The organism is Streptomyces sp. LZ34 (assembly GCF_053890475.1).
Window position 1 is genome coordinate 9340903 of record NZ_CM132680.1, and the last position, 20438, is coordinate 9361340.

20 protein-coding genes and 1 tRNA gene are annotated in these 20438 nt (G+C 72.7%); 15 read left to right on the top strand and 6 right to left on the bottom strand.

The features are described from left to right. The first annotated feature begins 91 nt into the window (after window positions 1–91). From ACWY4P_RS39825 to ACWY4P_RS39845, 5 genes are all read left to right on the top strand, one after another. Window positions 92–535, top strand: coding sequence for a GntR family transcriptional regulator (locus ACWY4P_RS39825; RefSeq protein WP_456205501.1), 444 nt, complete (start codon window positions 92–94; stop codon window positions 533–535). Continuing rightward, entirely contained in the window at window positions 532–1521 is a 990-nt protein-coding gene (locus tag ACWY4P_RS39830; protein WP_456205502.1) for an ABC transporter ATP-binding protein, read from the top strand. The genes ACWY4P_RS39825 and ACWY4P_RS39830 overlap by 4 nt, the downstream gene beginning before the upstream one ends. Beyond that, the gene (locus tag ACWY4P_RS39835) at window positions 1518–2594 is read left to right on the top strand and encodes a translation initiation factor IF-2 (RefSeq protein ID WP_456205504.1); all 1077 of its coding nucleotides are present in this window, start codon (window positions 1518–1520) and stop codon (window positions 2592–2594) included. The genes ACWY4P_RS39830 and ACWY4P_RS39835 overlap by 4 nt, the downstream gene beginning before the upstream one ends. Next, window positions 2591–3679: a translation initiation factor IF-2 gene (locus ACWY4P_RS39840; RefSeq protein WP_456205506.1), complete on the top strand. Its 1089-nt coding sequence runs from the start codon at window positions 2591–2593 to the stop codon at window positions 3677–3679. The genes ACWY4P_RS39835 and ACWY4P_RS39840 overlap by 4 nt, the downstream gene beginning before the upstream one ends. A gap of 73 nt (window positions 3680–3752) precedes the next feature. Beyond that, on the top strand, window positions 3753–5246 hold the full coding sequence (locus ACWY4P_RS39845; RefSeq protein ID WP_456205507.1) for a glycosyltransferase family 39 protein: 1494 nt from the start codon (window positions 3753–3755) through the stop codon (window positions 5244–5246). A 51-nt stretch (window positions 5247–5297) separates the two neighbouring features. Here ACWY4P_RS39845 and ACWY4P_RS39850 read toward each other — a convergent pair whose 3' ends face one another. Together ACWY4P_RS39850 and ACWY4P_RS39855 are read right to left on the bottom strand one after the other, a co-directional pair. Then, window positions 5298–5771 (bottom strand): PPOX class F420-dependent oxidoreductase, encoded by a 474-nt coding sequence (locus tag ACWY4P_RS39850; protein ID WP_456205508.1) that lies wholly within the window; start codon window positions 5769–5771, stop codon window positions 5298–5300. A 45-nt stretch (window positions 5772–5816) separates the two neighbouring features. Beyond that, entirely contained in the window at window positions 5817–6728 is a 912-nt protein-coding gene (locus ACWY4P_RS39855; RefSeq protein ID WP_456205509.1) for a hypothetical protein, read from the bottom strand. A 197-nt stretch (window positions 6729–6925) separates the two neighbouring features. On the opposite strand from ACWY4P_RS39855, the gene ACWY4P_RS39860 reads away from it, so the two are divergent. Together ACWY4P_RS39860 and ACWY4P_RS39865 are read left to right on the top strand one after the other, a co-directional pair. Next, window positions 6926–7723 carry a S1 family peptidase gene (locus ACWY4P_RS39860; RefSeq protein ID WP_456205510.1) on the top strand — a complete coding sequence of 266 codons (798 nt, stop codon included), beginning with the start codon at window positions 6926–6928 and terminating at the stop codon, window positions 7721–7723. Window positions 7724–7803: 80 nt separating this feature from the next. After that, window positions 7804–8487: an MBL fold metallo-hydrolase gene (locus ACWY4P_RS39865; protein ID WP_456205512.1), complete on the top strand. Its 684-nt coding sequence runs from the start codon at window positions 7804–7806 to the stop codon at window positions 8485–8487. Here ACWY4P_RS39865 and ACWY4P_RS39870 read toward each other — a convergent pair. Further along, the gene (locus tag ACWY4P_RS39870; RefSeq protein WP_456205513.1) at window positions 8472–8852 is read right to left on the bottom strand and encodes a VOC family protein; all 381 of its coding nucleotides are present in this window, start codon (window positions 8850–8852) and stop codon (window positions 8472–8474) included. The two genes, ACWY4P_RS39865 and ACWY4P_RS39870, sit on opposite strands and share 16 nt — an antisense overlap. A 276-nt stretch (window positions 8853–9128) precedes the next feature. Between ACWY4P_RS39870 and ACWY4P_RS39875 the strand changes: the two genes are divergently transcribed. From ACWY4P_RS39875 to pepN, 3 genes are all read left to right on the top strand, one after another. Continuing rightward, complete coding sequence (locus ACWY4P_RS39875; RefSeq protein WP_456213218.1) at window positions 9129–9437, top strand: chorismate mutase; 309 nt, start codon at window positions 9129–9131, stop codon at window positions 9435–9437. Beyond that, entirely contained in the window at window positions 9437–10177 is a 741-nt protein-coding gene (locus tag ACWY4P_RS39880) for a phosphotransferase (protein WP_456205514.1), read from the top strand. Before ACWY4P_RS39875 ends, ACWY4P_RS39880 begins: the two co-directional genes overlap by 1 nt. Before the next feature lie 121 nt (window positions 10178–10298). Beyond that, entirely contained in the window at window positions 10299–12932 is a 2634-nt protein-coding gene (pepN, locus tag ACWY4P_RS39885; protein WP_456205515.1) for an aminopeptidase N, read from the top strand. Window positions 12933–12998: 66 nt separating this feature from the next. Here the strand turns inward: pepN and ACWY4P_RS39890 are convergent, their stop codons facing one another. Beyond that, window positions 12999–13340 (bottom strand): MarR family transcriptional regulator, encoded by a 342-nt coding sequence (locus ACWY4P_RS39890; RefSeq protein WP_456205516.1) that lies wholly within the window; start codon window positions 13338–13340, stop codon window positions 12999–13001. A 264-nt stretch (window positions 13341–13604) separates the two neighbouring features. Between ACWY4P_RS39890 and ACWY4P_RS39895 the strand changes: the two genes are divergently transcribed. The 5 genes from ACWY4P_RS39895 (at window position 13605) to pyk (ending at window position 19395) form a co-directional block, all read left to right on the top strand. After that, window positions 13605–15020 (top strand): pyridoxal phosphate-dependent decarboxylase family protein, encoded by a 1416-nt coding sequence (locus ACWY4P_RS39895; protein WP_456205517.1) that lies wholly within the window; start codon window positions 13605–13607, stop codon window positions 15018–15020. After that, on the top strand, window positions 15017–16468 hold the full coding sequence (locus ACWY4P_RS39900) for a lysine N(6)-hydroxylase/L-ornithine N(5)-oxygenase family protein (protein ID WP_456205518.1): 1452 nt from the start codon (window positions 15017–15019) through the stop codon (window positions 16466–16468). Before ACWY4P_RS39895 ends, ACWY4P_RS39900 begins: the two co-directional genes overlap by 4 nt. Continuing rightward, window positions 16468–16923, top strand: a complete 456-nt coding sequence (locus tag ACWY4P_RS39905; protein WP_456205519.1) for an NUDIX hydrolase — start codon at window positions 16468–16470, stop codon at window positions 16921–16923. The genes ACWY4P_RS39900 and ACWY4P_RS39905 overlap by 1 nt, the downstream gene beginning before the upstream one ends. 172 nt (window positions 16924–17095) lie before the next feature. After that, window positions 17096–17809, top strand: coding sequence for an SIMPL domain-containing protein (locus tag ACWY4P_RS39910; protein ID WP_456205520.1), 714 nt, complete (start codon window positions 17096–17098; stop codon window positions 17807–17809). 155 nt (window positions 17810–17964) lie between these two features. Beyond that, the gene (gene pyk / locus ACWY4P_RS39915) at window positions 17965–19395 is read left to right on the top strand and encodes a pyruvate kinase (RefSeq protein ID WP_456205521.1); all 1431 of its coding nucleotides are present in this window, start codon (window positions 17965–17967) and stop codon (window positions 19393–19395) included. Between the two features lie 38 nt (window positions 19396–19433). Here pyk and ACWY4P_RS39920 read toward each other — a convergent pair whose 3' ends face one another. Further along, a complete protein-coding gene (locus ACWY4P_RS39920) occupies window positions 19434–20213 on the bottom strand; it encodes a helix-turn-helix domain-containing protein (protein WP_456205522.1) in 780 nt (259 codons plus the stop codon). A gap of 88 nt (window positions 20214–20301) precedes the next feature. After that, window positions 20302–20385 (bottom strand) — tRNA-Leu (locus ACWY4P_RS39925). Between the last annotated feature and the right edge of the window lie 53 nt (window positions 20386–20438).

A 20438-nucleotide genomic window follows, 5' to 3' on the forward strand; every position in this document is an offset into this window, starting at 1 on the left:
GTTTCCGCACCCTCCACCGGCCCCGCCTTGACAACCCCCGGGGATCGCCGCACCATCATTCCACTAACTAATTAGTGAAAGGGTGGTGAGGGTGGTGGAATACCGCATCGACCGCCGCAGCGGCATCGCCACCTATCTCCAGATCGTCCAGCAGACCAAGCAGGCGCTCCGCCTGGGCCTGCTACAGCCGGGGGACCGGCTGCCCACGGCCAAGGAAGTCGTCGCGGCCACCGCGATCAACCCCAACACCGTCCTCAAGGCCTACCGCGAACTGGAGCGGGAGGGCCTGGTCGAGCCGCGGCCCGGCCTCGGCACCTTCGTACGGCGCTCCCTGGCCCGGCCCGGCGCGGCCGCCGACTCGCCGCTGCGCGCCGAGCTGGCCGCGTGGGCGGACCGGGCGCGCGCCGCGGGGCTCGACCGCGAGGACGTCGCGGCGCTGATCGCCTCCGTCCTCGACGAGCGCTTCCCCGACGGCCCGGCCGCCCCCCACACCGACACCGGCGAGAGCACAGCCCTGAACAGGGAGCACGGGTGACCGACCGACACGATCCCTCCACCGCCCTGGAGGCCACCGGACTGGGCAAGAAGTACCGGCGCGGCTGGGCCCTGCGGGACCTCACGTTCCGGCTGCCCGCCGGGCGCATCTGCGCCCTGGTCGGCCCCAACGGCTCGGGCAAGAGCACCCTGCTGTCCCTGGCCGCCGATCTGCTCGCGCCGACCACCGGGACCCTACGGGTCTTCGGCGCCGACCCGCGGTCCGCCGAGGCGCGGCGGCGCATCGCCTTCGTGGCCCAGGACAAGCCCCTTTACCCGCGCTTCACCGTCGCCGAGACCCTGCGCCTGGGCCGTGAACTCAACCCCGGCTGGGACCAGTCCGCCGCCGAGCGCGTGATCGCCGAGACCGAGGTGCCACCGACCGCCCGCGTCGGCTCTCTCTCCGGCGGCCAGCGCACCTGTGTGGCCCTGGCCCTCGCCCTCGGCAAACGCGCCGACCTGCTGCTGCTCGACGAGCCGATGGCCGATCAGGACCCGCTGCGGCGGCACCGGATGATGGGCGCTCTGATGGCGGAGGCCGCCGAGCACGGCACCAGCGTGGTCATCTCCACCCATGTGCTCGCCGAACTCGACGGCGTCTGCGACTTCCTGCTGCTGATCGGCGGCGGCCGGATCCGCCTGGCGGGCGAGACCGACGCCGTCCAGGCCGCCCACCGACTGATCATCGGCCCGCGCAGCCCCGCCGACGGAACACCGGACGCGGTCGCCCGCCACACCGTGGTCGAAGCCCGGGCGACGGGTCGTCAGTTCACCGCGCTGATACGCCCGTCAGCCGTACCGGCCGAGGACGGCTGGATCGTCAGGGAACCGTCCCTGGAGGAGGTCCTGCTCGGCTATCTGCGCGCGCCCGACGCCCCGCCGCTGATCACGGCCGGCGCCCGCACCGCCGCGACGGAGGTGCGAGCAGTGACGAGGGAAGCCCGCGCGTTGGAGCGCGCCGAGACTGAGCGGGGAGAAAGCGCGTGAGCACGGCCGGTATCAGGCTCGCCGGGCCCGGCAGGCGGCCGCGCACGCGGGGACTGGTGTGGCTGGTGTGGCGGCAGCACCGGGCCGCCCTCTGGGCGGGTCTGGCCCTGGTCGTGGCGGTCGCCGCGTACATCGTGTGGCAGCGCGCCCAGATGGTCGGCTATATGCGGGCCCACGGCATCGAGGGCTGCGTGGACTGGGAGAGGTTCTGCCATGGCAGGCGGATCGCACTCCACCGCGGGACCGACCCGATGACCCGGGCGTTCTTCCACGTCAGGGAGGTGTACCGGACGCCGCTGCTCAACACCGGACGGCTGCTCATCGCGCTGCCGGCGCTGATCGGCGTCTTCGTCGGCGCGCCGCTGTTCGCCCGGGAACTGGAGACGGGAACCCATCGGCTGGTGTGGACCCAGTCCGTCAGCAGGACCCGCTGGCTCGTCGCCAAACTCACGCTTCCCCTCGCCGCCGTGCTGACCGGCACCACGGTCCTCGCGGCCCTCTACACCTGGTGGTGGCGGGCGGCCCGCGTCCAGTTCTCGGACATCGCCTGGGGCACCGCCGTGCCCTTCGACGCGACCGGCCCGGCGGCGGTCGCCCTCGCCCCGCTGTCCTTCTTCCTCGGCGCGGCGGCCGGCCTGCTGCTGCGGCGGACCCTGCCCGCCATGGCGGCCACGTTGGGGGTCACCGCCGGCGTCCAGTACGGGCTCGGCGCCCTGCGCCCCCACCTGATGACTCCGCGGACGATCGTCTCCGACGCCACCGGCGGCTTCGCGCGCACCCCCACGGAGGTCTTCTACACCTCGTGGCGCGACATGACCGAAGGCTTTCTGACCCGTACCGGGGAGAAAATCCCCTCGGACCGCTGCTCGGCCGCCGTCGGTGACGACGCCTGGAACCGCTGCCTCGCCCGGCTCGGCGCCACCAGGCGGCAATACGAGGAGCTGCAACCGGCAAGCCACTACTGGCCCATGCAGGGGATCCAGGCCGGGATCTGCCTGGCCGCGGCCGCCGCGCTCGCCGCCTTCTGCGTGTGGTGGATCCGGCGCCGGCCCGCCCGGAAGGAGACGGTGTGAGCATCGCCGGCACACGCCCGGCCAAGGCGCCGGGCACCCGGCCCGTCGGGACCGCCTGGCTGGTCCTGCGCCAGTACCGGCTCGTTCTGGCGACCGGCCTGGTGCTGCTGGTCGCGGCCGCCGCGTACATCCTGTGGTGGCGCGCCGACATGGCCGGATACCTCGAGGACCATCCCCTCACCGCGTGCGATCCGGCGCAGGCATGCGACGTCGCCGATCCCGCGCAGCACGGGCCGCTCCCGTTCCTGCGGCGGTACGGGACCGCCCTTGAGGACACCGCCGGGGTGCTGATCGCGGTACCGGCCCTCGTCGGCGTGTTCCTGGGCGCCCCCTTGGCCGCGCGCGACCTGGAGACCGGCACCTACAAGCTGTTGTGGACCCAGTCGGTGAGCCGGTCCCGCTGGCTGGCCGTCAAGTTCGGCCTGGTCGCCGCGGTCACAGCCGTCGGCACCGGGGTGCTCTCGGCCCTCTTCGCCTGGTGGTGGTCGCCCGCCCTCCCCGAGCTGGCCAAGGCGCGCACCTACGGCCTGGCCGAGAACTACGTGTGGTACGGGGCGGTGCCCTTCCACGCCACCGGGCTCGTGTTCGTCGCCCTCGCACTGCTCGCGTTGACGGTCGGCGTGACGGCCGGACTGCTGCTGCGGCGCACCCTGCCCGCCATGGCGGGCACCCTGGCCCTCGTCGCCGCCGGGCAATGGGGCCTGGGCCAGCTGCTGCCGCGGCTGGCCCGCCTGATGCCGCTTCGGACCGGGACCGCGCGGGTGGCCGACCCCGCGAGCCCCGCGGCGGACCCCATCCGGGTCAAGGCGCCGGCGCCCGGCGACGCGTGGATCGTGCGCGACGGGTTCCTCACCGACTCCGGGAACAAACTCTCCGACCAGGAATGGGGCCGCGTCCTCGACCAGTGCCCGGTCGACAGAGAGGGGCCCTGCGTGGTCCGGCACGGCGTCGTCGGCAGATTCACCGAGTACCACCCCTCCGGCCAGTTCTGGCCGTTGCAGTGGATCGAGGCCGGGATCTGCCTGGCCGCGGCCGCCGCGCTCGCCGCCTTCTGCCTGTGGCGGGTCCGGCGCCGCCCCGCATGATCCGCTTTCCCGGCTCCTCGCGTCCCCGCCGCCCCACCCCGCCCCGCCCCGCTCCGATCGGAGTCCCCTTCCCATGGCCGTCTCGCCCGCCCTCGACACCGCCGCCCGGGCCGTCCCCCGCGTCCGCCCCGCGCCCGCGCGCCTGGCGCCCCGCCGCCCCGGGCGGCGCGCCGCCGTCGCGCTCGCCCCGGCCGGGCTGACGCTGGCGCTCGGCCTGTGGGGGATCCGCCGCGAGAACAGCATGTGGCGGGACGAGTCGACGACGTATCAGGTCGCCCACCGCGGCGTCGCCGACATCTTGCATCTGCTCGGCGACGCCGATGTCGCCCACGGCCTGTACTACCTGCTCATGCACGGCGTCTTCGCGCTCTGGGACGGCGGACTGCCCGCGCTGCGGCTCCCCTCAGTGCTGGCCATGGCCGCGGCGGCCGCCGGAGTGGCGCTGCTCGGACACCGGCTCGCGGGGCCAAGGGCCGGGCTGTGCGCCGGAGTCGTCTTCGCGCTCGCCCCGGCGGTGCAGCGATACGCGCAGGAAGGGCGGTCGTACGCGCTGGTCTGCGCCGCGGTCGTCTGGTGCACCCACCTGCTGCTCTCCGCCGTCGCGAATCCCCGGAAACGCACCTGGGCCGGATACGCCGCCGCCGCGTCGATGACCTGTCTGCTGCACGAGTTCGCGGTCCTGGCGGTGCTCGCGCACGGCCTCGCGCTGGTCCTGGCCCGCGTCCCCGCGCCGGTCCGCCGGTCCTGGGCCCGGGCGGCCTCCGCGGTGGCCGTCGTCCTGGCGCCACTGGTGATCGTCAGCCAGCAGCAGGCGGCGCTGGTGGGCTGGATCGGCGCACCGGGACAGCCCGAGCTGCTGGGCTTCGCGGCCCTGACCGCCGTGGGCATCGGCTGCGCCACCGTCCCGCTGCCGGCCCCCGGCCCGATCCCCCTGCGCACACTCGCGCTGCCCCTGCTGATCCTCCCGGCGGCCACCCTGCTGGCGGTCTCCTGGATCCACCCCATCTACGTCGACCGGTACGTCCTCTACTCCTACGTCGGATTCGCCCTGCTGGCGGGCGCCGGGCTGGACGCCGCGCTGCGCGCCGCCCCGCATCCGAAGGTCGGGGCCGCGGCGCTGGCCGCCGTCGCGGTGGCCGCCCTGCTGCCGTACTCGATCGAGCTGCGGACGCCGCAGAGCCGCCTGGACGACCCGATGGCCGCGGCGCGCGCCGTACGGGAGCTGACCCGGCCCGGCGACGGGGTGCTGTTCGTGCCCGCCCGCCGCCGGGAGCCGATCTTGTCGAGCCCGGGGGAGTTCCGCGGTCTCAAGGAGCTGGCCCTGGCCCGGCACGCGGTGCCCTCCGGCACCCTGCACGGCATCGAGCTGCCCGCGCCCCGCATCCGCGCCCGCATGCTGGCCGCCGAGCGGATCGCCGTGGTGATGGACCCGCCCGGCCGGCCGCCGGCCGACACCCCGCAGGAGCGGGTGAAGCGCGAGGTGCTCGACCGGTACTTCCGTCAGTGCGCCGAGCGGGAGGTCCGGGGGATGGTGGTCGTCCTGTACGCCCGCCCCGGCGCCTGCTGACGCCCCCACCCCTACCCCACCCCTACCCCACCCCTACCCCATCCCTACTCTTCACTCCTCGTTTTCGACCAGGCGGGCGGGGAAGCCGCCGGTGGCGATCGGGCCCCAGCGCTTCGGGGTGATCCGGATCAGCGACTTGCCCTGCTTGACCATGGCGGCCCGGTACTCATCCCAGTCCGGGTGCTCGCCCGCGATGTTGCGGTAGTACTCGACCAGCGGCTCCACGGACTCGGGGGTGTCGATCACCTCGGCGGTGCCGTCGATCTGCACCCACGGCCCGTTCCACTCATCGGAGAGCACGATGACGCTGGCGGCCGGGTCGCGGCGCGCGTTGCGGACCTTGGCGCGCTCGGGGTAGGTCGACACGACGACGCGCCCCGCGTCGTCGACGCCGCACGTCAGCGGCGAGGCCTGCGGGGAGCCGTCGGCGCGGCGGGTCAGCAGGATGGCGCGGTGGCGCGGCCGGACGAATTCCAGCAGTTCGTCGCGGCCGACCCGGGTGTTGGTGGCGATGGAGGGGCTCATGCGGCCGAGCCTACGACGTCGGACGCGCCGCGCGGCATGGACGGGTCAGGTGTCGCACTCCAGCACCGTGCGGCACAGCCCGCAGCGGGCCCGCATCCTGCCGCTCACCGGGACCCGGATGCGCTGCCGGCAGGTCGGGCAGGGGAAGGAGACGCGCTGCGGGGAGCCGCTCTCGAAGGCGTATCCGGCCGCGCCGGGCGCGCCGGCCGGCGCTGGCGGCAGCGCCTCCGGGTCGACCTGCGCGAACCGGCGGTCCCGCGCGTACCGGCGGCGGCCCGCCCAGCCGCACGCGGTCAGCGGCGGCTGCCGCTCGTCGCGGCGCGCCTCGGCCAGGCCCTTGACGTACGCCTCGTACGCCTGCGGGCTGGTGAACCAGACGGCGGGGTCCTCGCCGAACGCCAGTGCCCGCTTGGCCAGCACGTACCCGAACTCCTCCGGGGTCAGATAGCCGAGCTTCTGGCTGGAGACGGAGTCCTGGCGGTACGCGTCGAGCAGCAGCCAGCCCGCGCCGAGGTAGGCGGCGGTGGTGTCGGTGAGGATCTCGTTGGCGCGCGTGCCGGGGAACGCCAGGTCGAGCCGGTGCAGATAGACGTGGGTGACCTCGTGGGCGAGGGCCGCGCCGATGTCCCGGCGGTGGGTCTTGAAGCGGGAGTTGAGCTCGATGAAGTACTCCGGCCCCGCGGCCAGCTCGATGTTCCCCGCGTGCCGCATCTCGCGGAAGCTCACGATCATGCGCGCGTCCGGGAGGCGCAGCTGCCGGACCATGACCCGGGCGACGCGCTGGACGCCTAGGTAGAGGTCGTCCTGGTCGCAGAAGGCCACATCGCCCGGGGCCACGCTGAGCTCGTAGGTCCGCACCCCTTCGTACGACAGGCGCTTGTAGAGCGCGGTGAGCGCGGCCCGGACGGTGTCCAGGTGCGGGAATCCGTGCTCGATGTCGCTGCCCGGTGCCGCCACGCCGTCACCCCGTACCCGTTGTCCGCCGTGCCCCCTGGTTCAACTCTACGGGCGCCGGACCCGGCCGCGCCGCAGGCCGGGCCGGTCGGTGTGGCCGGAAAGCGACCCTTGTCAGGCCGATCGGCGCATCCAGATAATCGCAACGCTGCTTGGCATGAGCCTGGCAAGCAGCTCAACCCCCCACGAAAGGAACTCCGTTGCGGAATCTCCGGAAGCCCGTCAAGAGATCGGCCGCCGTCGGAGCAGTCGCTCTCGCCGCCTTCAGCCTGATGCCCGGCACCTCCCTGGCCCAGGCCAAGAGCGCCGAGCCCAGCCCCTCCGTCGTCGGCGGCACCCGCGCCGCCCAGGGCGAATTCCCCTTCATGGTGCGGCTGTCCATGGGCTGTGGCGGCGCCCTCTACACCCAGGACATCGTGCTCACTGCCGCCCACTGCGTCTCCGGCAGCGGCGCCAACACCTCCATCACCGCCACCGCCGGCGTGGTGGACCTCCAGAGCTCCAGCGCCGTCAAGGTCAAGTCCACCCGGGTCCTCCAGGCCCCGGGCTACAACGGCACGGGCAAGGACTGGGCCCTGATCAAGCTCGCCCAGCCCATCAACCAGCCCACCCTGAAGATCGCCGAGACCACCGCCTACAACAAGGGCGACTTCACGGTCGCGGGCTGGGGCGCCGCCGTCGAGGGCGGCGGCCAGCAGCGCTACCTGCTCAAGGCCAGCGTGCCGTTCGTCAGCGACGCCACCTGCAAGTCGGCGTACAGCGACCTCGTCGCGGGCGAGGAGATCTGCGCCGGGATCATGGCCACCGGCGGCGTCGACACCTGCCAGGGCGACTCCGGCGGCCCGATGTTCCGCAAGGACGACGCCGGCCAGTGGATCCAGGTCGGCATCGTCAGCTGGGGCGAGGGCTGCGCCCGCCCCGGTAAGCCCGGTGTCTACACCGAGGTGAGCACCTTCGCCAAGGACATCAAGGCGGGCGCCACCCAGCTCGGCGGCTGACCCACCGGTTGCGCCCCTGGCGTATCCGCCAGGGGCGCAACCTCCTGAACGGCTCCCGCCCGGCCCCTACCGTCCGGGGCATGGAGATCACAGCTGTCACCCCGGACATCCGGATGCTGCGCTTCCCGGTCGGACAGGCGTACGCGGTACGGCTCCCCGACGGCTACGCGCTCGTCGACTGCGGCTGGGCGGGCCACGAGCGGCAGATCCTCGACGCGCTGCGCGGACTCGGCGAGCTGCGCGAGATCCTGGTGACCCACGGCCACCCGGACCACTACGGAGCCGCCGCCGGCCTGGCCGAGGCCACCGGCGCCCGCGTCCTCGCGGGCGCCGCCGACGCGCCCGCCATCAGCGGGGCGGAGGTGATGCCACCCCCCGTCCTCGCCGACTGGGAGCGTCCCCTCTACGAGGCCCACACCCCCCAGGTCCCACCGCCCCGCCCGGTCCCGGTCGACCGCGAACTGGCCGACGGCGACACCCTCGACTGGGGCCAGGAGGCGCGGATCGTGCACGTGCCCGGCCACACCGCCGGCAGTGTCGCCCTCCATCTGCCGTCCTCCCGCACCCTGTTCACGGGCGACTCGATCGCGAACGTCCAACGGCTCATGCCGGGCGTCTTCAACGTCGACCCCGAAGAAACCGTGAAGTCCTTCCACAAGCAGGCGCCCCTGGACGTGGAGACCGCCTGCTTCGGCCACGGCGACCCGATCCGCACCGGCGCGGGAGCGGCGCTGCGCGCTGCCGCGCGTCAGCTCTGCCCGTAACTCTGCCCGTAACAGAGACAGAAGGGATGCCCCGCGGGATCGCTGAAGACCCGGAACCCCGACCGCTCGCCCCCGCTGTCGTACAGGAACGTCGCGCCCAGGGCGATCACCTCCCGCTGCGCCTCCTCGATCATCTCGACGTCGAAGTCCAGATGGAACTGTTGCGGATGGTCCGGGTCCGGCCAGCGCGGCGGCTTGTGGTCGGGGGCCGCCTGGAAGGCGAACCGCCGGCCCTCCGCAGAGGTGAGCCACACCCACTCCGGATCGCCCGCGTCCACCCGCCAGCCCAGGATCCCGGCGTAGAAACCGGCCAGCGCGACGGGGTCGGGGCAGTCGATGACGGTGCACTGGAGCTTCGCAATCATGACCCCGACGATAGGCCGAGGCGCACCGAGAAAAACCGGACACAGGTGGAACCCCCGGATCCGTAACCCACTCCTTCACGGTGGAGGCGCTCGACCGGGGAGAGCACTCCAAGCGGACCGACCGCCTTCGGCCCCTCCTCAACCCCCCACAGGGGTCGAGGGCGGTCTCCGTGACCCCGCCCCGGCCCACCCACTGGTCACCGGAGCGCTCCGGGCCACATAGGGTCACTGGTCATGACGCACATCGAGACCGAGGGGACCGACGGGGCCGCCACCATGAGCACCAACGACGAGATCGACGAGTCCGTCCGCGCCGAGCTGGCCCGGCTGCGCGACTCCATCGACAACATCGACGCGGCCGTGGTCCATATGCTGGCCGAGCGCTTCAAGGCCACCCAGCAGGTCGGCTACCTCAAGGCCGCCCACAAGCTCCCCCCGGCCGACCCGGCCCGGGAGGCCCGCCAGATCAAGCGGCTCCGTGACCTCGCGGAGAGCGCCAAGCTCGACCCGGCCTTCGCGGAGAAGCTCCTCAACTTCATCATCGCTGAGGTCATCCGCCACCACGAGACCATCGCGCGCTCCTGATGAGCGCCGGCGAGGAGCGGCTGCCCGGCGGGTTCGTCACCGAGGTCGTCCGGGTCGGCGACACGGTCCGGCGCCGCCCGACCGCCCGGACGGCGTACGTACGCGCCCTCCTCGCCCACTTCGCCGATCACGGCTGGCCCGGCGCGCCCCGCCACCTCGGCACCGACGAGCGGGGCCGCGAGATACTGTCCTACCTCGACGGTCACGTCGCATGGCAACCGGACCAGCCGCCAGCTATCGGCGACGACGAGAGCCTGGCCGCGATGGCGCGGCTGGTGCGCGAGTTCCACGACCTGACGGCCGGGACGCCGCTGGCCGAGGGCGGCGAGGTGGTGTGCCACAACGACCTGTCCCCGAAGAACACCGTCTACCGTCCCCGCCCCGTCGCGTTCATCGACTGGGACCTCGCCGCCCCGGGTCGGCGCGTCCACGACGTTGCCCATGCCTGCTGGCAGTTTTGCGGCACGGGCCCCGACGGACCGGGCCCGGACGAGACGGCTCGCCGTATGGCCGTCGTCTGCGACGCCTACGGGACGGCCGCCCCGGACCGCGCCCGGCTCGTCGCGACCGTGCTGTGGTGGCAGGACCGCTGCCGGCGCGGCATCGAGGCACAGGCGGCGGCCGGCGACCCCGCCATGGCGCGTCTGCGCGACCTCGGCGCGTCAGCGACCGTACGAGCCGCCCACGCCTGGACCACGGCGCACCGCCACACGCTGGAGCATCGCCTGGCCGCGTCCTGACGCCCCCGGGACCCACCCACCGCACCGGCGCACCACCCCCAAACCCGCGCAGAACCCCACCGCGCCGGGCAACCTCTTCCCAGGCGTGTGACGCCCACAGGCAGTAGGGCAGCATGTCTCCATGTCCGTACTGACGCGCGACGAAGCGCAGACCCGAGCTCGCCTCATCGAGGTCCACCGCTACACCATCGACCTCGACCTGACCCGTGGCGACGAGATCTTCGGCTCCACCACCACCATCCGCTTCAGCGCGCGCCAATCGGACGTGGACACCTTCGCCGAGCTCAGTCCGGCCGCCCTGCACCGCGTCGTGCTCGACGGCCAGGAGCTCCCCCTCGACAGCGCCGACGACGTGATCGCCGACGGGCGGCTGCCGCTCACCGGGCTCGCCGAGGGCGAGCACGAGCTGCGTGTCGATACGGACATGCGCTACTCCCGCACCGGCGAGGGCATGCACCGCTTCACCGACCCCGCCGACGGGGAGACGTACCTCTACACCATGTGCTGTATGTCCGACGCCGACGACGTCTTCGTGGGCTTCGACCAGCCCGACCTCAAGGCCGTCTTCGAGGTGCATGTCACCGCCCCGCCCGAGTGGACCGTCCTCGGCAATGGCATCGCCACCCGCGTCGGCGAGCCGCACGAGGGCCGCTGGCGGCTCGCGCCGACCCCGCCCATCAGCACCTACCTGGTCGCGCTGGCCGCCGGTCCGTACCACTCGGTGCGCACCGAGCACGCCGGGCTGCCGTTCGGCCTGCATGTGCGCCGCTCCCTCGCGCCGTACCTCGACGCCGACGCCGACGAGCTCTTCGACATCACCCGCCGCTGCTTCGACCGCTACCACGAGATCTTCGACGAGCCGTACCCCTTCGACTCCTACGACCAGGCGTTCGTCCCGGAGTTCAACTCCGGCGCCATGGAGAACCCCGGCCTCGTCACCTTCCGGGACGAATTCGTCTACCGCTCCGCCGTCACCGACGCCGAACGGCAGACCCGCGCCATGGTCATCGCCCACGAGATGGCCCACATGTGGTTCGGCGACCTGGTCACCATGAAGTGGTGGGACGACATCTGGCTCAACGAGTCCTTCGCCGAATACATGGGCTACCAGACCCTCACCGAGACCACCCGCTACACCGACACCTGGGCCGACTTCGGCGTCCGCCGCAAGAACTGGGGCTACGACGCCGACCAGCGCCCGTCCACCCACCCCGTGGCCCCCGAGCCCGAACAGGTCCCCGACACCGCCGCCGCCCGCCTCAACTTCGACGGCATCTCGTACGCCAAGGGCGCCTCCGCGCTGCGTCAGCTCGTCGCCTGGCTCGGCGAGAAGAACTTCCTCGACGGCATCAACACCCACTTCGCCCGGCACCGCTTCGCCAACGCCACCCTCGCCGACTTCATCGACTCCCTCGCCGAGGCCTCCGGCCGGGACGTGCACGCCTGGGCCGACCGCTGGCTGCGCACCACCGGCGTGGACACCCTCACGCCGGTGATCACCGCGAGCGGCGGCCAGTGGACCGCGGAGATCCACCACAAGGGCAGCAGCGACCGAAGCCCCGACGGAAGCCACGAAAGCAGCGATGGCGACAGCGGCACCAGCCGCCCGCACCGCATCGCCATCGGCCTGTACGACCACGAGCCCGCCGCCCCCCACAAGCTCGTGCTGCGCGACCGGGTCGAGGCCGAGCTGACCGACGGCGGCTCCCCCCTGACCCTCCAGTTCACCGGACCCCGCCCCGACCTGCTGCTCCTCAACGACAGCGACCTCACCTACGCCAAGATCCGCCTGGACCCCGGCTCCTGGAAGGCCGCCCTGCGCTCCCTGTCCGGTCTCCCCGACGCCCTCGGCCGCGCCGTCGTATGGAACGCCGCGCGCGACATGGTGCGCGACGGCGAACTGGCGCCCGGCGCCTACCTCGACGCCGCCCGCGCCCACCTCCCGCACGAGACCGACATAGCCCTCGTCCAGGGCGTCCTCGCCTTCGCCCGCACCCAGATCGCCGACTGCTACCTCCCCGCCCACCGGCGCGCCGCCGCCCTCGCCACCATCACCGCCACCTGCCGCGACCTGCTGCGCCGCACCGAGGACGGCTCAGGAGCCGGGCTGCGGCTCGCCGCCGTGCGCACCTTCGTCGACAGCGCCACCTCGGCCGCCGAGCTGAGCGACTGGCTCGACGGCGACACCGTCCCCGGCGGCCCGGCCCTCGACCCCGAGCTGCGCTGGCAGATCCTCCGGCGCCTCGCCGTCCTGGGCGCCGTCACCCCGGGCGACATCGACGCCGAACTCGCCCGGGACTCCAGCGCCACCGGCCAGGAGGGCGCCGCCCGCTGCCGCGCCGCGCTCCCCGAGCCCGACTCCAAGCGCGCCGCCTGGGCCGCGCTCTTCGACGCCGACGGCGGCCCCGAGCTGTCCAACTACCTCGTCACTGCCACGGCCCTGGGGTTCTGGCAGCCCGAGCAGCACGGCCTCCTCGCCGAGTACGTCCCCGCCTACTTCCCGGCCGCCGTCGCCCTGGCCGCCCGCCGCGGCCCCGCCATCGCCGACGCGGTCGCCCGCTGGTGCTTCCCGACGACGGTGGACGAGACGACCCTGCGGCTGGGGGAGGAGTGCCTGAGCGCCGACGACCCGTCCGTGTCCCCGGCGCTGCGCCGCCGCCTCGCCGACCAGATCGACGACCTTCGCCGGGCGCTGCACGTCCAGCAGGTCCAGCAGGCTCAGGAGGAGGCGGCAGCCGCGGAGGACGAGGTGTAGAAGACCGGGCGCAGGCGCGCCCCGAACCGCCTCGCGGCCGCCCCACGCCCCCTTCCGAGGGGGCGTTCACCTGTTCGCGGCCCTGTTCGCGACAGCCGTTCGGGCCGCCCGGTGTACCCGGGGCGGCCCGGCGACCCGCCGGGTATCGCGTATCTCTGCATAGCGCCGAGCAATCACCAAGTCGGCATGGTGAGGTTGTGGGGCGCCATGGCCCGAACGGCGGCTGTCCGGATTGCCCCGCCGGTCCACCAGGCCCAGGGACTCCAGCCGGTCCACCGTCCGCATGGCGGTGGACGGATTCACCCCCAACCCGGACGCCGGCGCGGCCGGCTTCGCGGGACCGCAGCTGTCCAGCACACAGGCGATGAGCTCTTCGGCCAGACCGCTGTCGTCCCGTTGCTGGTCCATGGCGCCCCCGCCCGCTCGTCGTTCCCGTCCGCGGCCCGTCCCCGGCCCGCCCCCGGCATCCTACGGAGAACGCACTTCCAGACACACAGGATCGACCCGACGAGCGGGGGCGTGCGGCCGAGAGCCGCACGCCCCCGCTCTCCGTCCCACTCCGTGGCGTTACCACGTACGAGTGGACCTACCGCGACCCCCGGCCGAACCGCTTGCGCACGAAGTACTTTTAGGCCACTTCCACCTGCCCGACTCGAGACGAGGGGCACACCCATGCCTGTGCCCGCTTCCGGGACCGCCCGCCTCCTGGCAGGTGGTATCGAAGGCCCGCGCGCGCTCCGCCCGATGCTCGACACCGTCCTCCACGCCCTCGCCACCGGCGCCGCCGACCGCGGCGGCCCGCTCCCGCCCGGCGGCCCCCGCGCCGTCGCCCGCCGCCTACGGGCCGCCGCCGAGCCCGTCATCCCCGCCGTCGGCACCGGCGCCCACCAGGCCCTGCACACCCTCGTCCGGGCCCTCGCCGCGGGCGCCGCCGACCCCGCCGAGCCACACTGCACCGCCCATCTGCACTGCCCGCCCCTCGCCGTCGCGGCCGCCGCCGACCTCGCCGCCAGCGCCCTCAACCCCTCCCTCGACTCCTGGGACCAGGCCCCCGCCGCCGGCGAGCTCGAGACGCTCACCTGCCGCGCCCTGGCCCGGCTCGTCCACCCCGACCGCCCGGCCCCCGACGCCCTCGCCACCACCGGCGGCACCGAGGCCAACCAACTCGCCCTGCTGCTCGCCCGCGAGGCCGCCCGCACCGCGGGCGCCACCACCCCCCTCCAGATCGTCTGCGGCGCCAACGCCCACCACAGCGTCCACCGCGCCGCCTGGCTCCTCGGCCTCCCCGAGCCCCGCACCATCCCCACCCCCACCGGCGTCCTCGACCCGGCCCGCCTCCACGACACCCTCGCCGAACTGCCGGGCCCGCCACACCCCGTGCTCGTCGTCGCCACCGCGGGCACCACCGACACCGGCGCCATCGACCCCCTGCCGCGCATCGCCGACCTCTGCGACCGCCACGCGGCCACCCTCCACATCGACGCCGCCTACGGCGGGCCGCTCCTGTTCAGCGACACCCTCAGGACCCGGCTCGACGGGCTCGACCGGGCCCGGACCACCGCCCTCGACCTGCACAAACTCGGCTGGCAGCCCGCCGCGGCCGGCCTCCTCGCCGTGCCCGACGGCGCCACCCTCGCCCCGCTCGCCCACCGCGCCGACTACCTCAACGCCGCCGACGACACCGCCGCCGGCCTCCCTGACCTCCTCGGCCGCTCCCTGCGCACCACCCGCCGTCCCGACACCCTCAAGATCGCCGTCACCCTGCGCGCCCTCGGCCGCCGCGGCCTCGGCGACCTCGTCGACCGTGCCTGCGCGGCCGCCCAGCACCTCGCCGACCTCATCGACTCCCGCCCCGGCCTCGACCTCTACGCCCGCCCCGCCATCAGCACCGTCCTCTTCCGGCCCGCCGGAGCCGACCCGGCCGCCGTCGCCGCCGTACGCCGCCGCCTCCTGCGCGAGGGCCGGGCCGTCCTCGGCCGTGCCGCCACATGCGAAGGGCTGTGGCTCAAGGCCACCGTCCTCAACCCGCACACCCAGCCCAGCGACCTGCGGGCGCTGGTCGAACTCGTGGAAGGCAGCACCCCATGAGCACCGCCCAACCCCCCACCCCCACCCCCGCCGCCGGACCCGAACAGCCCCTGGACCTCGCCGGCATCGGCATCGGACCGTTCAACCTCTCCCTGGCCGCCCTCGCCCACCGCGTCCCCTGCCTGCGCACCGCCTTCTACGAACAGTGCCCCGCCTTCCACTGGCACCCCGGCCTCCTCATCGACGGCGCCAAGGTCCAGGTCCCGTTCCTCGCTGACCTCGTCACCCTCGCCGACCCGACCAGCCCCTGGTCCTTCCTGAACTACCTCAAGGCCCACGAACGGCTCTTCCCCTTCTACATCGCCGAGCGCTTCCACATCGAACGCGCCGAGTACGACGCCTACTGCCGCTGGGTCAGCCACCACCTCCCCGGCCTCCACTTCAGCCACCAGATCGACGCCGTCCGCTGGAACCACGACCACCTGCTCTTCGAAATCGACTTCACCGAACTCGACGCCGCGGGCGAAGCCCGGCACATGGGCCGCAGCTACGCCCGCGCCCTGGCGCTCGGCGTCGGCACCGAGCCCCATGTCCCCGCGCCCCTGTGCCCCCTCGTCGACGCCCCCGGCGTGCCCGTCATCCACTCCGCCGACTACCTCGAACACCGCGAAGCGCTGCGGGCCACCGGCCATGTCACCGTCGTCGGCTCCGGCCAGTCCGGCGCCGAGGTCTTCCTCGACCTGCTCCGCCACCGGCCCCCGGGCGCCGAAGGCCTCCACTGGCTCACCCGCACCCCCGCCTTCGCCCCCATGGAGTACAGCAAGCTCGGCCTCGAACACTTCACCCCCGACTACGCCCGCTACTTCCACGCCCTGCCCGAATGCGTACGCGACCAACTGCTGCCCCGCCAATGGCAGCTCTACAAGGGCATCGCCCACGACACCATGACGGAGATCCACGACGAGCTCTACCGCCGCACCCGGCACGGCAGCTGGCCCGACACCGTGCTCACCCCCGGCGTCACCGTCCGCACCGCCGGCCGCACCGCCGCCGCCCGCCTCGAACTCCACCTCGAACACGGCCAACAAGGCACCCGCAGCCGCCACACCACCGAAGCCGTCGTCCTCGCTACCGGCTACCGCGAACGGCGCATCGACACCCTCATCGCCGCCCTCGACCCCTACATCCGCCGCGACTCCCGCGAACGCCCCCGCATCGACGAAAACCACCGCATCGTCCTCGACCCCATCGTCAAGGGATCCATCTACGTCCAGAACGCCCAGCGCCACGCCCACGGCGTAGGCGCCCCCGACCTCGGCCTCGCCGCCTGGCGCTCCGCCGTCATCCTCAACTCGCTGACCACCGAGCCCGTCTACGCCCTCCCGCCACGCACCGCCTTCACCACCTTCGGCCTCCAGCCCACCCACCCCGCCGGCACCGCCGGCGGACACCTCCCCGAACAGCGCGACAGCTTTCGATCATCCGACACCCAGGCCATCCTTGGGTGATGGCCAACAGACAACTCCGAGTCGCCGCCTACGCCGTCTGCATCCAGGACGGCAGAATCCTCCTCGCCCGATGGGTCGGCCCCGACAGCAAACAGTGGACGATGCCCGGCGGCGGCATCCGGCACGGCGAGGACCCGTACGACGCCGCCATCCGCGAGGTCGAGGAGGAGACCGGCTACACCGTCGAGATAGACGACCTCCTCGGCATCGACTCCGTCCACCACCGCTACGCCCGCCGCCGCGGCCGCGACGCCGACTTCCACGGCCTCCGCGTCATCTACACCGCGCATGTCGTCGGCGGGCAGCTGCGCCACGAGACCAACGGCTCCACCGACCAGGCCGCCTGGATCGAACTCGACCGCGTCGCCGAGCTGCCCCGGGTCCCGCTCGTGGACATCGCCCTGTCGCTGCACCACACCCGCCCCGCCCAGGGCCGGGTCCAGACGCCCGCCTGACGAGGCCGCCCGCGACCGTCTCGCCGAGGCGTCTGCGACCGTCTCGCCGGGGCGTCCGCGACCGTCTCGCCGGGGCGTCCGCGGCCGTCTCGCCGAGGCGCCCGCGACCTCTCGCAAACGATCTGCCACCAGCTCACCGCACCTCCCCTCACCCGCGCAAGGAGCCCACCCCATGGACCACGCCTCCCCGCAGCCCACGACCGCCGTGCCCTACGGCACCCCCGAAACCCCGCGCGTCGCGGTCCGCGGCGAGGCCCGCCTCGAAGTCGACCCCGAGATCGCCAGCCTCGCCATCACCGTCAGCGCGCGCGGCAGCGACCGCCGCACCGCCCTCGAAGACCTCACCCGCCGCAACGCCCAGATCCTCGACCTCGTGAAGTCCTACGGCCAAGCGGTCGAGAAGCTGGAGACCGGTGCCTTCGCCATCACCCCGCAGCTCACCGCCAAGGGCCGCCACGAGCGCATACACGCCTACCACGGCCGAGTCCACCTCTCCGTCACCATCGCCGACTTCACCGCGCTGGGCGAGCTCACCACCCGCCTCGCCGACCTCGAGCTCACCACGGTCAACGGCCCCTCGTGGGGCCTGCGCCCCGACTCGCCCGCGCACGCCGAGGCGCGCCGCCAAGCCGTCCGGGAGGCGGTCCAGCGCGCCCGCGAGTACGCGGGCGCGCTCGACGCCCGGCTCACCGCCCTCGTCGAGCTCGCCGATCTCAACGCCGAGCACGCCGAGCAGCCCTACCCGGTCGCCTACGCCGCGCCGCGCGGCGCGAGCGGCTACGGCGGCGCGCCCCAGGCCGCCCCCGCCCTGGACCTCGAACCCCAGCGCCAGACCGTATACGCGCAGGTCAACGCCCGTTTTACGATGTCGCCCCCGCAGCTCTGAGCGACCCGCGCATGGACGTGCGCGGGTCCTATAAACCGCTCATCGGAGCACACCCGCGCACGTTTCATTAGTTGTCGACGACCGGCCACCCAAAGGCCATGGGGGAGTGGCTGGTTCCCGGTTCTTTACCCGCCGGTAAGTCATAGGCTCGCCGCATGCGCCGAGCAAAAATCGTCTGTACTTTGGGACCCGCAACCGACTCGTACGAGCAGATCAAGGCGCTCGTCGAAGCCGGAATGGACGTGGCCCGCTTCAACCTCAGCCACGGCACGTACGCCGAGCACGAGGAGCGTTACCGGCGAGTCCGAAAGGCCTCGCTGGAAACCGGTCGCAGCGTCGGCATCCTCGCCGACCTTCAAGGTCCGAAGATCCGTCTCGGCCGCTTCCACGAAGGCCCCGTACTCCTTGAACGCGGCGACGAGTTCACCATCACCGTCGAACCCATCGAGGGCGACCGCCTGCGCTGCGGCACCACCTACAAGGGCCTGGCCACCGACGTCAGCCGGGGTGAGCGCATCCTCGTCGACGACGGCCGGGTCACCCTTGAAGTTGTGGACGTCGAGGGCCCCCGCGTGCACACCATGGTCATCGAAGGCGGCATGGTCTCCGACCACAAGGGCCTCAACCTCCCCGGCGTCGCCGTCTCCGTCCCCGCGCTCTCCGACAAGGACATCGAAGACCTCCGCTGGGCGCTGCGCACCGGCGCCGACATCATCGCCCTGTCCTTCGTCCGCAACGCCAACGACGTCGTGGACGTCCACCGGGTCATGAGGGAGGAGGGCGTCCGGCTCCCGGTCATCGCCAAGGTCGAGAAGCCGCAGGCGGTCGAGAACCTGGAAGGGATCGTCGACGCCTTCGACGGCATCATGGTGGCGCGCGGTGACCTGGGCGTGGAGATGCCGCTGGAGCAGGTGCCGATCGTCCAGAAGCGCGCGATCAAGCTCGCCAAGCGGAACGCGAAGCCGGTCATCGTCGCGACCCAGATGCTCGACTCCATGATCGAGAACTCCCGCCCGACCCGCGCCGAGGCCTCGGACGTGGCCAACGCGGTCATCGACGGCACGGACGCGGTGATGCTCTCCGGCGAGACCAGCGTCGGCAAGTACCCCATCGAGACGGTCAAGACCATGGGCCGCATCGTCGCGGCCGCCGAAGAGGACATCCTCGCCAAGGGCCTCCCCCCGCTCACCGAGCGCAACAAGCCCCGCACCCAGGGTGGCGCGGTCGCCCGCGCGGCCGCCGAGATGGGCGACTTCCTCGGCGCGAAGTTCCTGGTCGCCTTCACCCAGAGCGGCGACACCGTCCGCCGCCTCTCCCGCTACCGCTCACCCATCCCCCTCCTCGCCTTCACCCCCGAACACGAGACCCGCTCCCAGCTGAACCTCACCTGGGGAGTGGAGACCTTCCTCGGCCCGATGGTCGACTCCACGGACGAGATGGTCGCCCAGGTCGACGAGGAGCTTCTGCGGATCGGCCGCTGCCAGAAAGGCGACCTCGTCATCATCACCGCCGGCTCCCCGCCCGGCGTCTCCGGTTCGACGAACTTGGTGCGGGTGCACCACATCGGCGAGGCGGACTTGCGGTAGGGGGCTGATCCGGGCCGGAGTGCGGAGGCGCTGGGCGCTCAGTACTTCGGCCCGACGTGGGCGTCCATGAGGGCGACGGAGGCGCGCTTGGCGACGGAGATGTGGAACGGATCGCTGCCGCGAGCGACCGTGGACCACTCCACGCCGACGCTCGTGAGCGTGTCGGCGCAGAGCTTGCGGATGTCGTCGGACTTGTTGGTGAACAGGTAGCGGGGGTATTCATAGCGCTTGCGCTCGCCGCCGACCATGCGCGTGGTCCAGTTGGTGACGCGGCAGCCGTCCGAGTGTATGAGCCCACGGATGAACTCCCACGGGAACTCGCCGACGATCTGCTGCTGCCAGGCTTCCAGGACGATGGCCCGCTCGTGTTTCTTGCCCGGCCCGTGCTGCGGGAACATGCAGGTCCAGTGGATCGTATAGGACTTCACCTCGGTGCAGCCCTTCTTGTGCCGGGGATGGACGCTGGCTGAGGGCATCACTTTCCGCATCGCCTCTGCGGCAGCAACGATCAGTCCGGGCCATGCGTCGGCGCAGAAGATCGACAGGTGGTGCTGCTTGGGCTTGGAGATGATGTGGCCGTCGCCGAGGTAGAGGCCGAGCAGGTATGCGTAGGCTTGGCGGTCGACAGTACGGCCGGTGCACCTGGGGCAATCGGTGGGCCGCTCGAAGACCTCGCCCCGTAGCTTCCGGTCCTGGTACCGCCACCAGCCGACGGTCCCGCGTGGGATTCCGAGTCGCTCGGCCACCTCGCGATTGGCGACGCCTTGCCGCATCAGCGTGACCGCCTCATGGCGGACCGACGGACCGTATTCGCTCATGTGCTGAGCGTGCGCGATCGAAAGGCTTTCTCGCCTCACAATCGCGGGTCTGCCACGCGAACGTGGTGGTCCGCTTCTCGTTGCAAAGTGCCGGGTGCGGGACTTGAACCCGCACGCCCTTTCGGGCAATCGCTTTTGAGGCGATCATGTCTGCCGCTTCCATCAACCCGGCTGGGAACCCCGACAGGATCATACCGTGTGCCCAGCATGGTGTGGGGATAGGTA

Excerpts from the sequence above, each read along its gene's own strand:
- ACWY4P_RS39845 (WP_456205507.1), top strand. The coding sequence starts at position 3,753 with ATGGCCGTCTCGCCCGCCCTCGACACCGCCGCCCGGGCCGTCCCCCGC.
- ACWY4P_RS39850 (WP_456205508.1), bottom strand. The coding sequence starts at position 5,771 with ATGAGCCCCTCCATCGCCACCAACACCCGGGTCGGCCGCGACGAACTG.
- ACWY4P_RS39865 (WP_456205512.1), top strand. The coding sequence starts at position 7,804 with ATGGAGATCACAGCTGTCACCCCGGACATCCGGATGCTGCGCTTCCCG.
- ACWY4P_RS39870 (WP_456205513.1), bottom strand. The coding sequence starts at position 8,852 with ATGATTGCGAAGCTCCAGTGCACCGTCATCGACTGCCCCGACCCCGTC.
- ACWY4P_RS39875 (WP_456213218.1), top strand. The coding sequence starts at position 9,129 with ATGAGCACCAACGACGAGATCGACGAGTCCGTCCGCGCCGAGCTGGCC.
- ACWY4P_RS39880 (WP_456205514.1), top strand. The coding sequence starts at position 9,437 with ATGAGCGCCGGCGAGGAGCGGCTGCCCGGCGGGTTCGTCACCGAGGTC.
- pepN (WP_456205515.1), top strand. The coding sequence starts at position 10,299 with ATGTCCGTACTGACGCGCGACGAAGCGCAGACCCGAGCTCGCCTCATC.
- ACWY4P_RS39890 (WP_456205516.1), bottom strand. The coding sequence starts at position 13,340 with ATGGACCAGCAACGGGACGACAGCGGTCTGGCCGAAGAGCTCATCGCC.
- ACWY4P_RS39895 (WP_456205517.1), top strand. The coding sequence starts at position 13,605 with ATGCCTGTGCCCGCTTCCGGGACCGCCCGCCTCCTGGCAGGTGGTATC.
- ACWY4P_RS39900 (WP_456205518.1), top strand. The coding sequence starts at position 15,017 with ATGAGCACCGCCCAACCCCCCACCCCCACCCCCGCCGCCGGACCCGAA.
- ACWY4P_RS39905 (WP_456205519.1), top strand. The coding sequence starts at position 16,468 with ATGGCCAACAGACAACTCCGAGTCGCCGCCTACGCCGTCTGCATCCAG.
- ACWY4P_RS39910 (WP_456205520.1), top strand. The coding sequence starts at position 17,096 with ATGGACCACGCCTCCCCGCAGCCCACGACCGCCGTGCCCTACGGCACC.
- pyk (WP_456205521.1), top strand. The coding sequence starts at position 17,965 with ATGCGCCGAGCAAAAATCGTCTGTACTTTGGGACCCGCAACCGACTCG.
- ACWY4P_RS39920 (WP_456205522.1), bottom strand. The coding sequence starts at position 20,213 with ATGAGCGAATACGGTCCGTCGGTCCGCCATGAGGCGGTCACGCTGATG.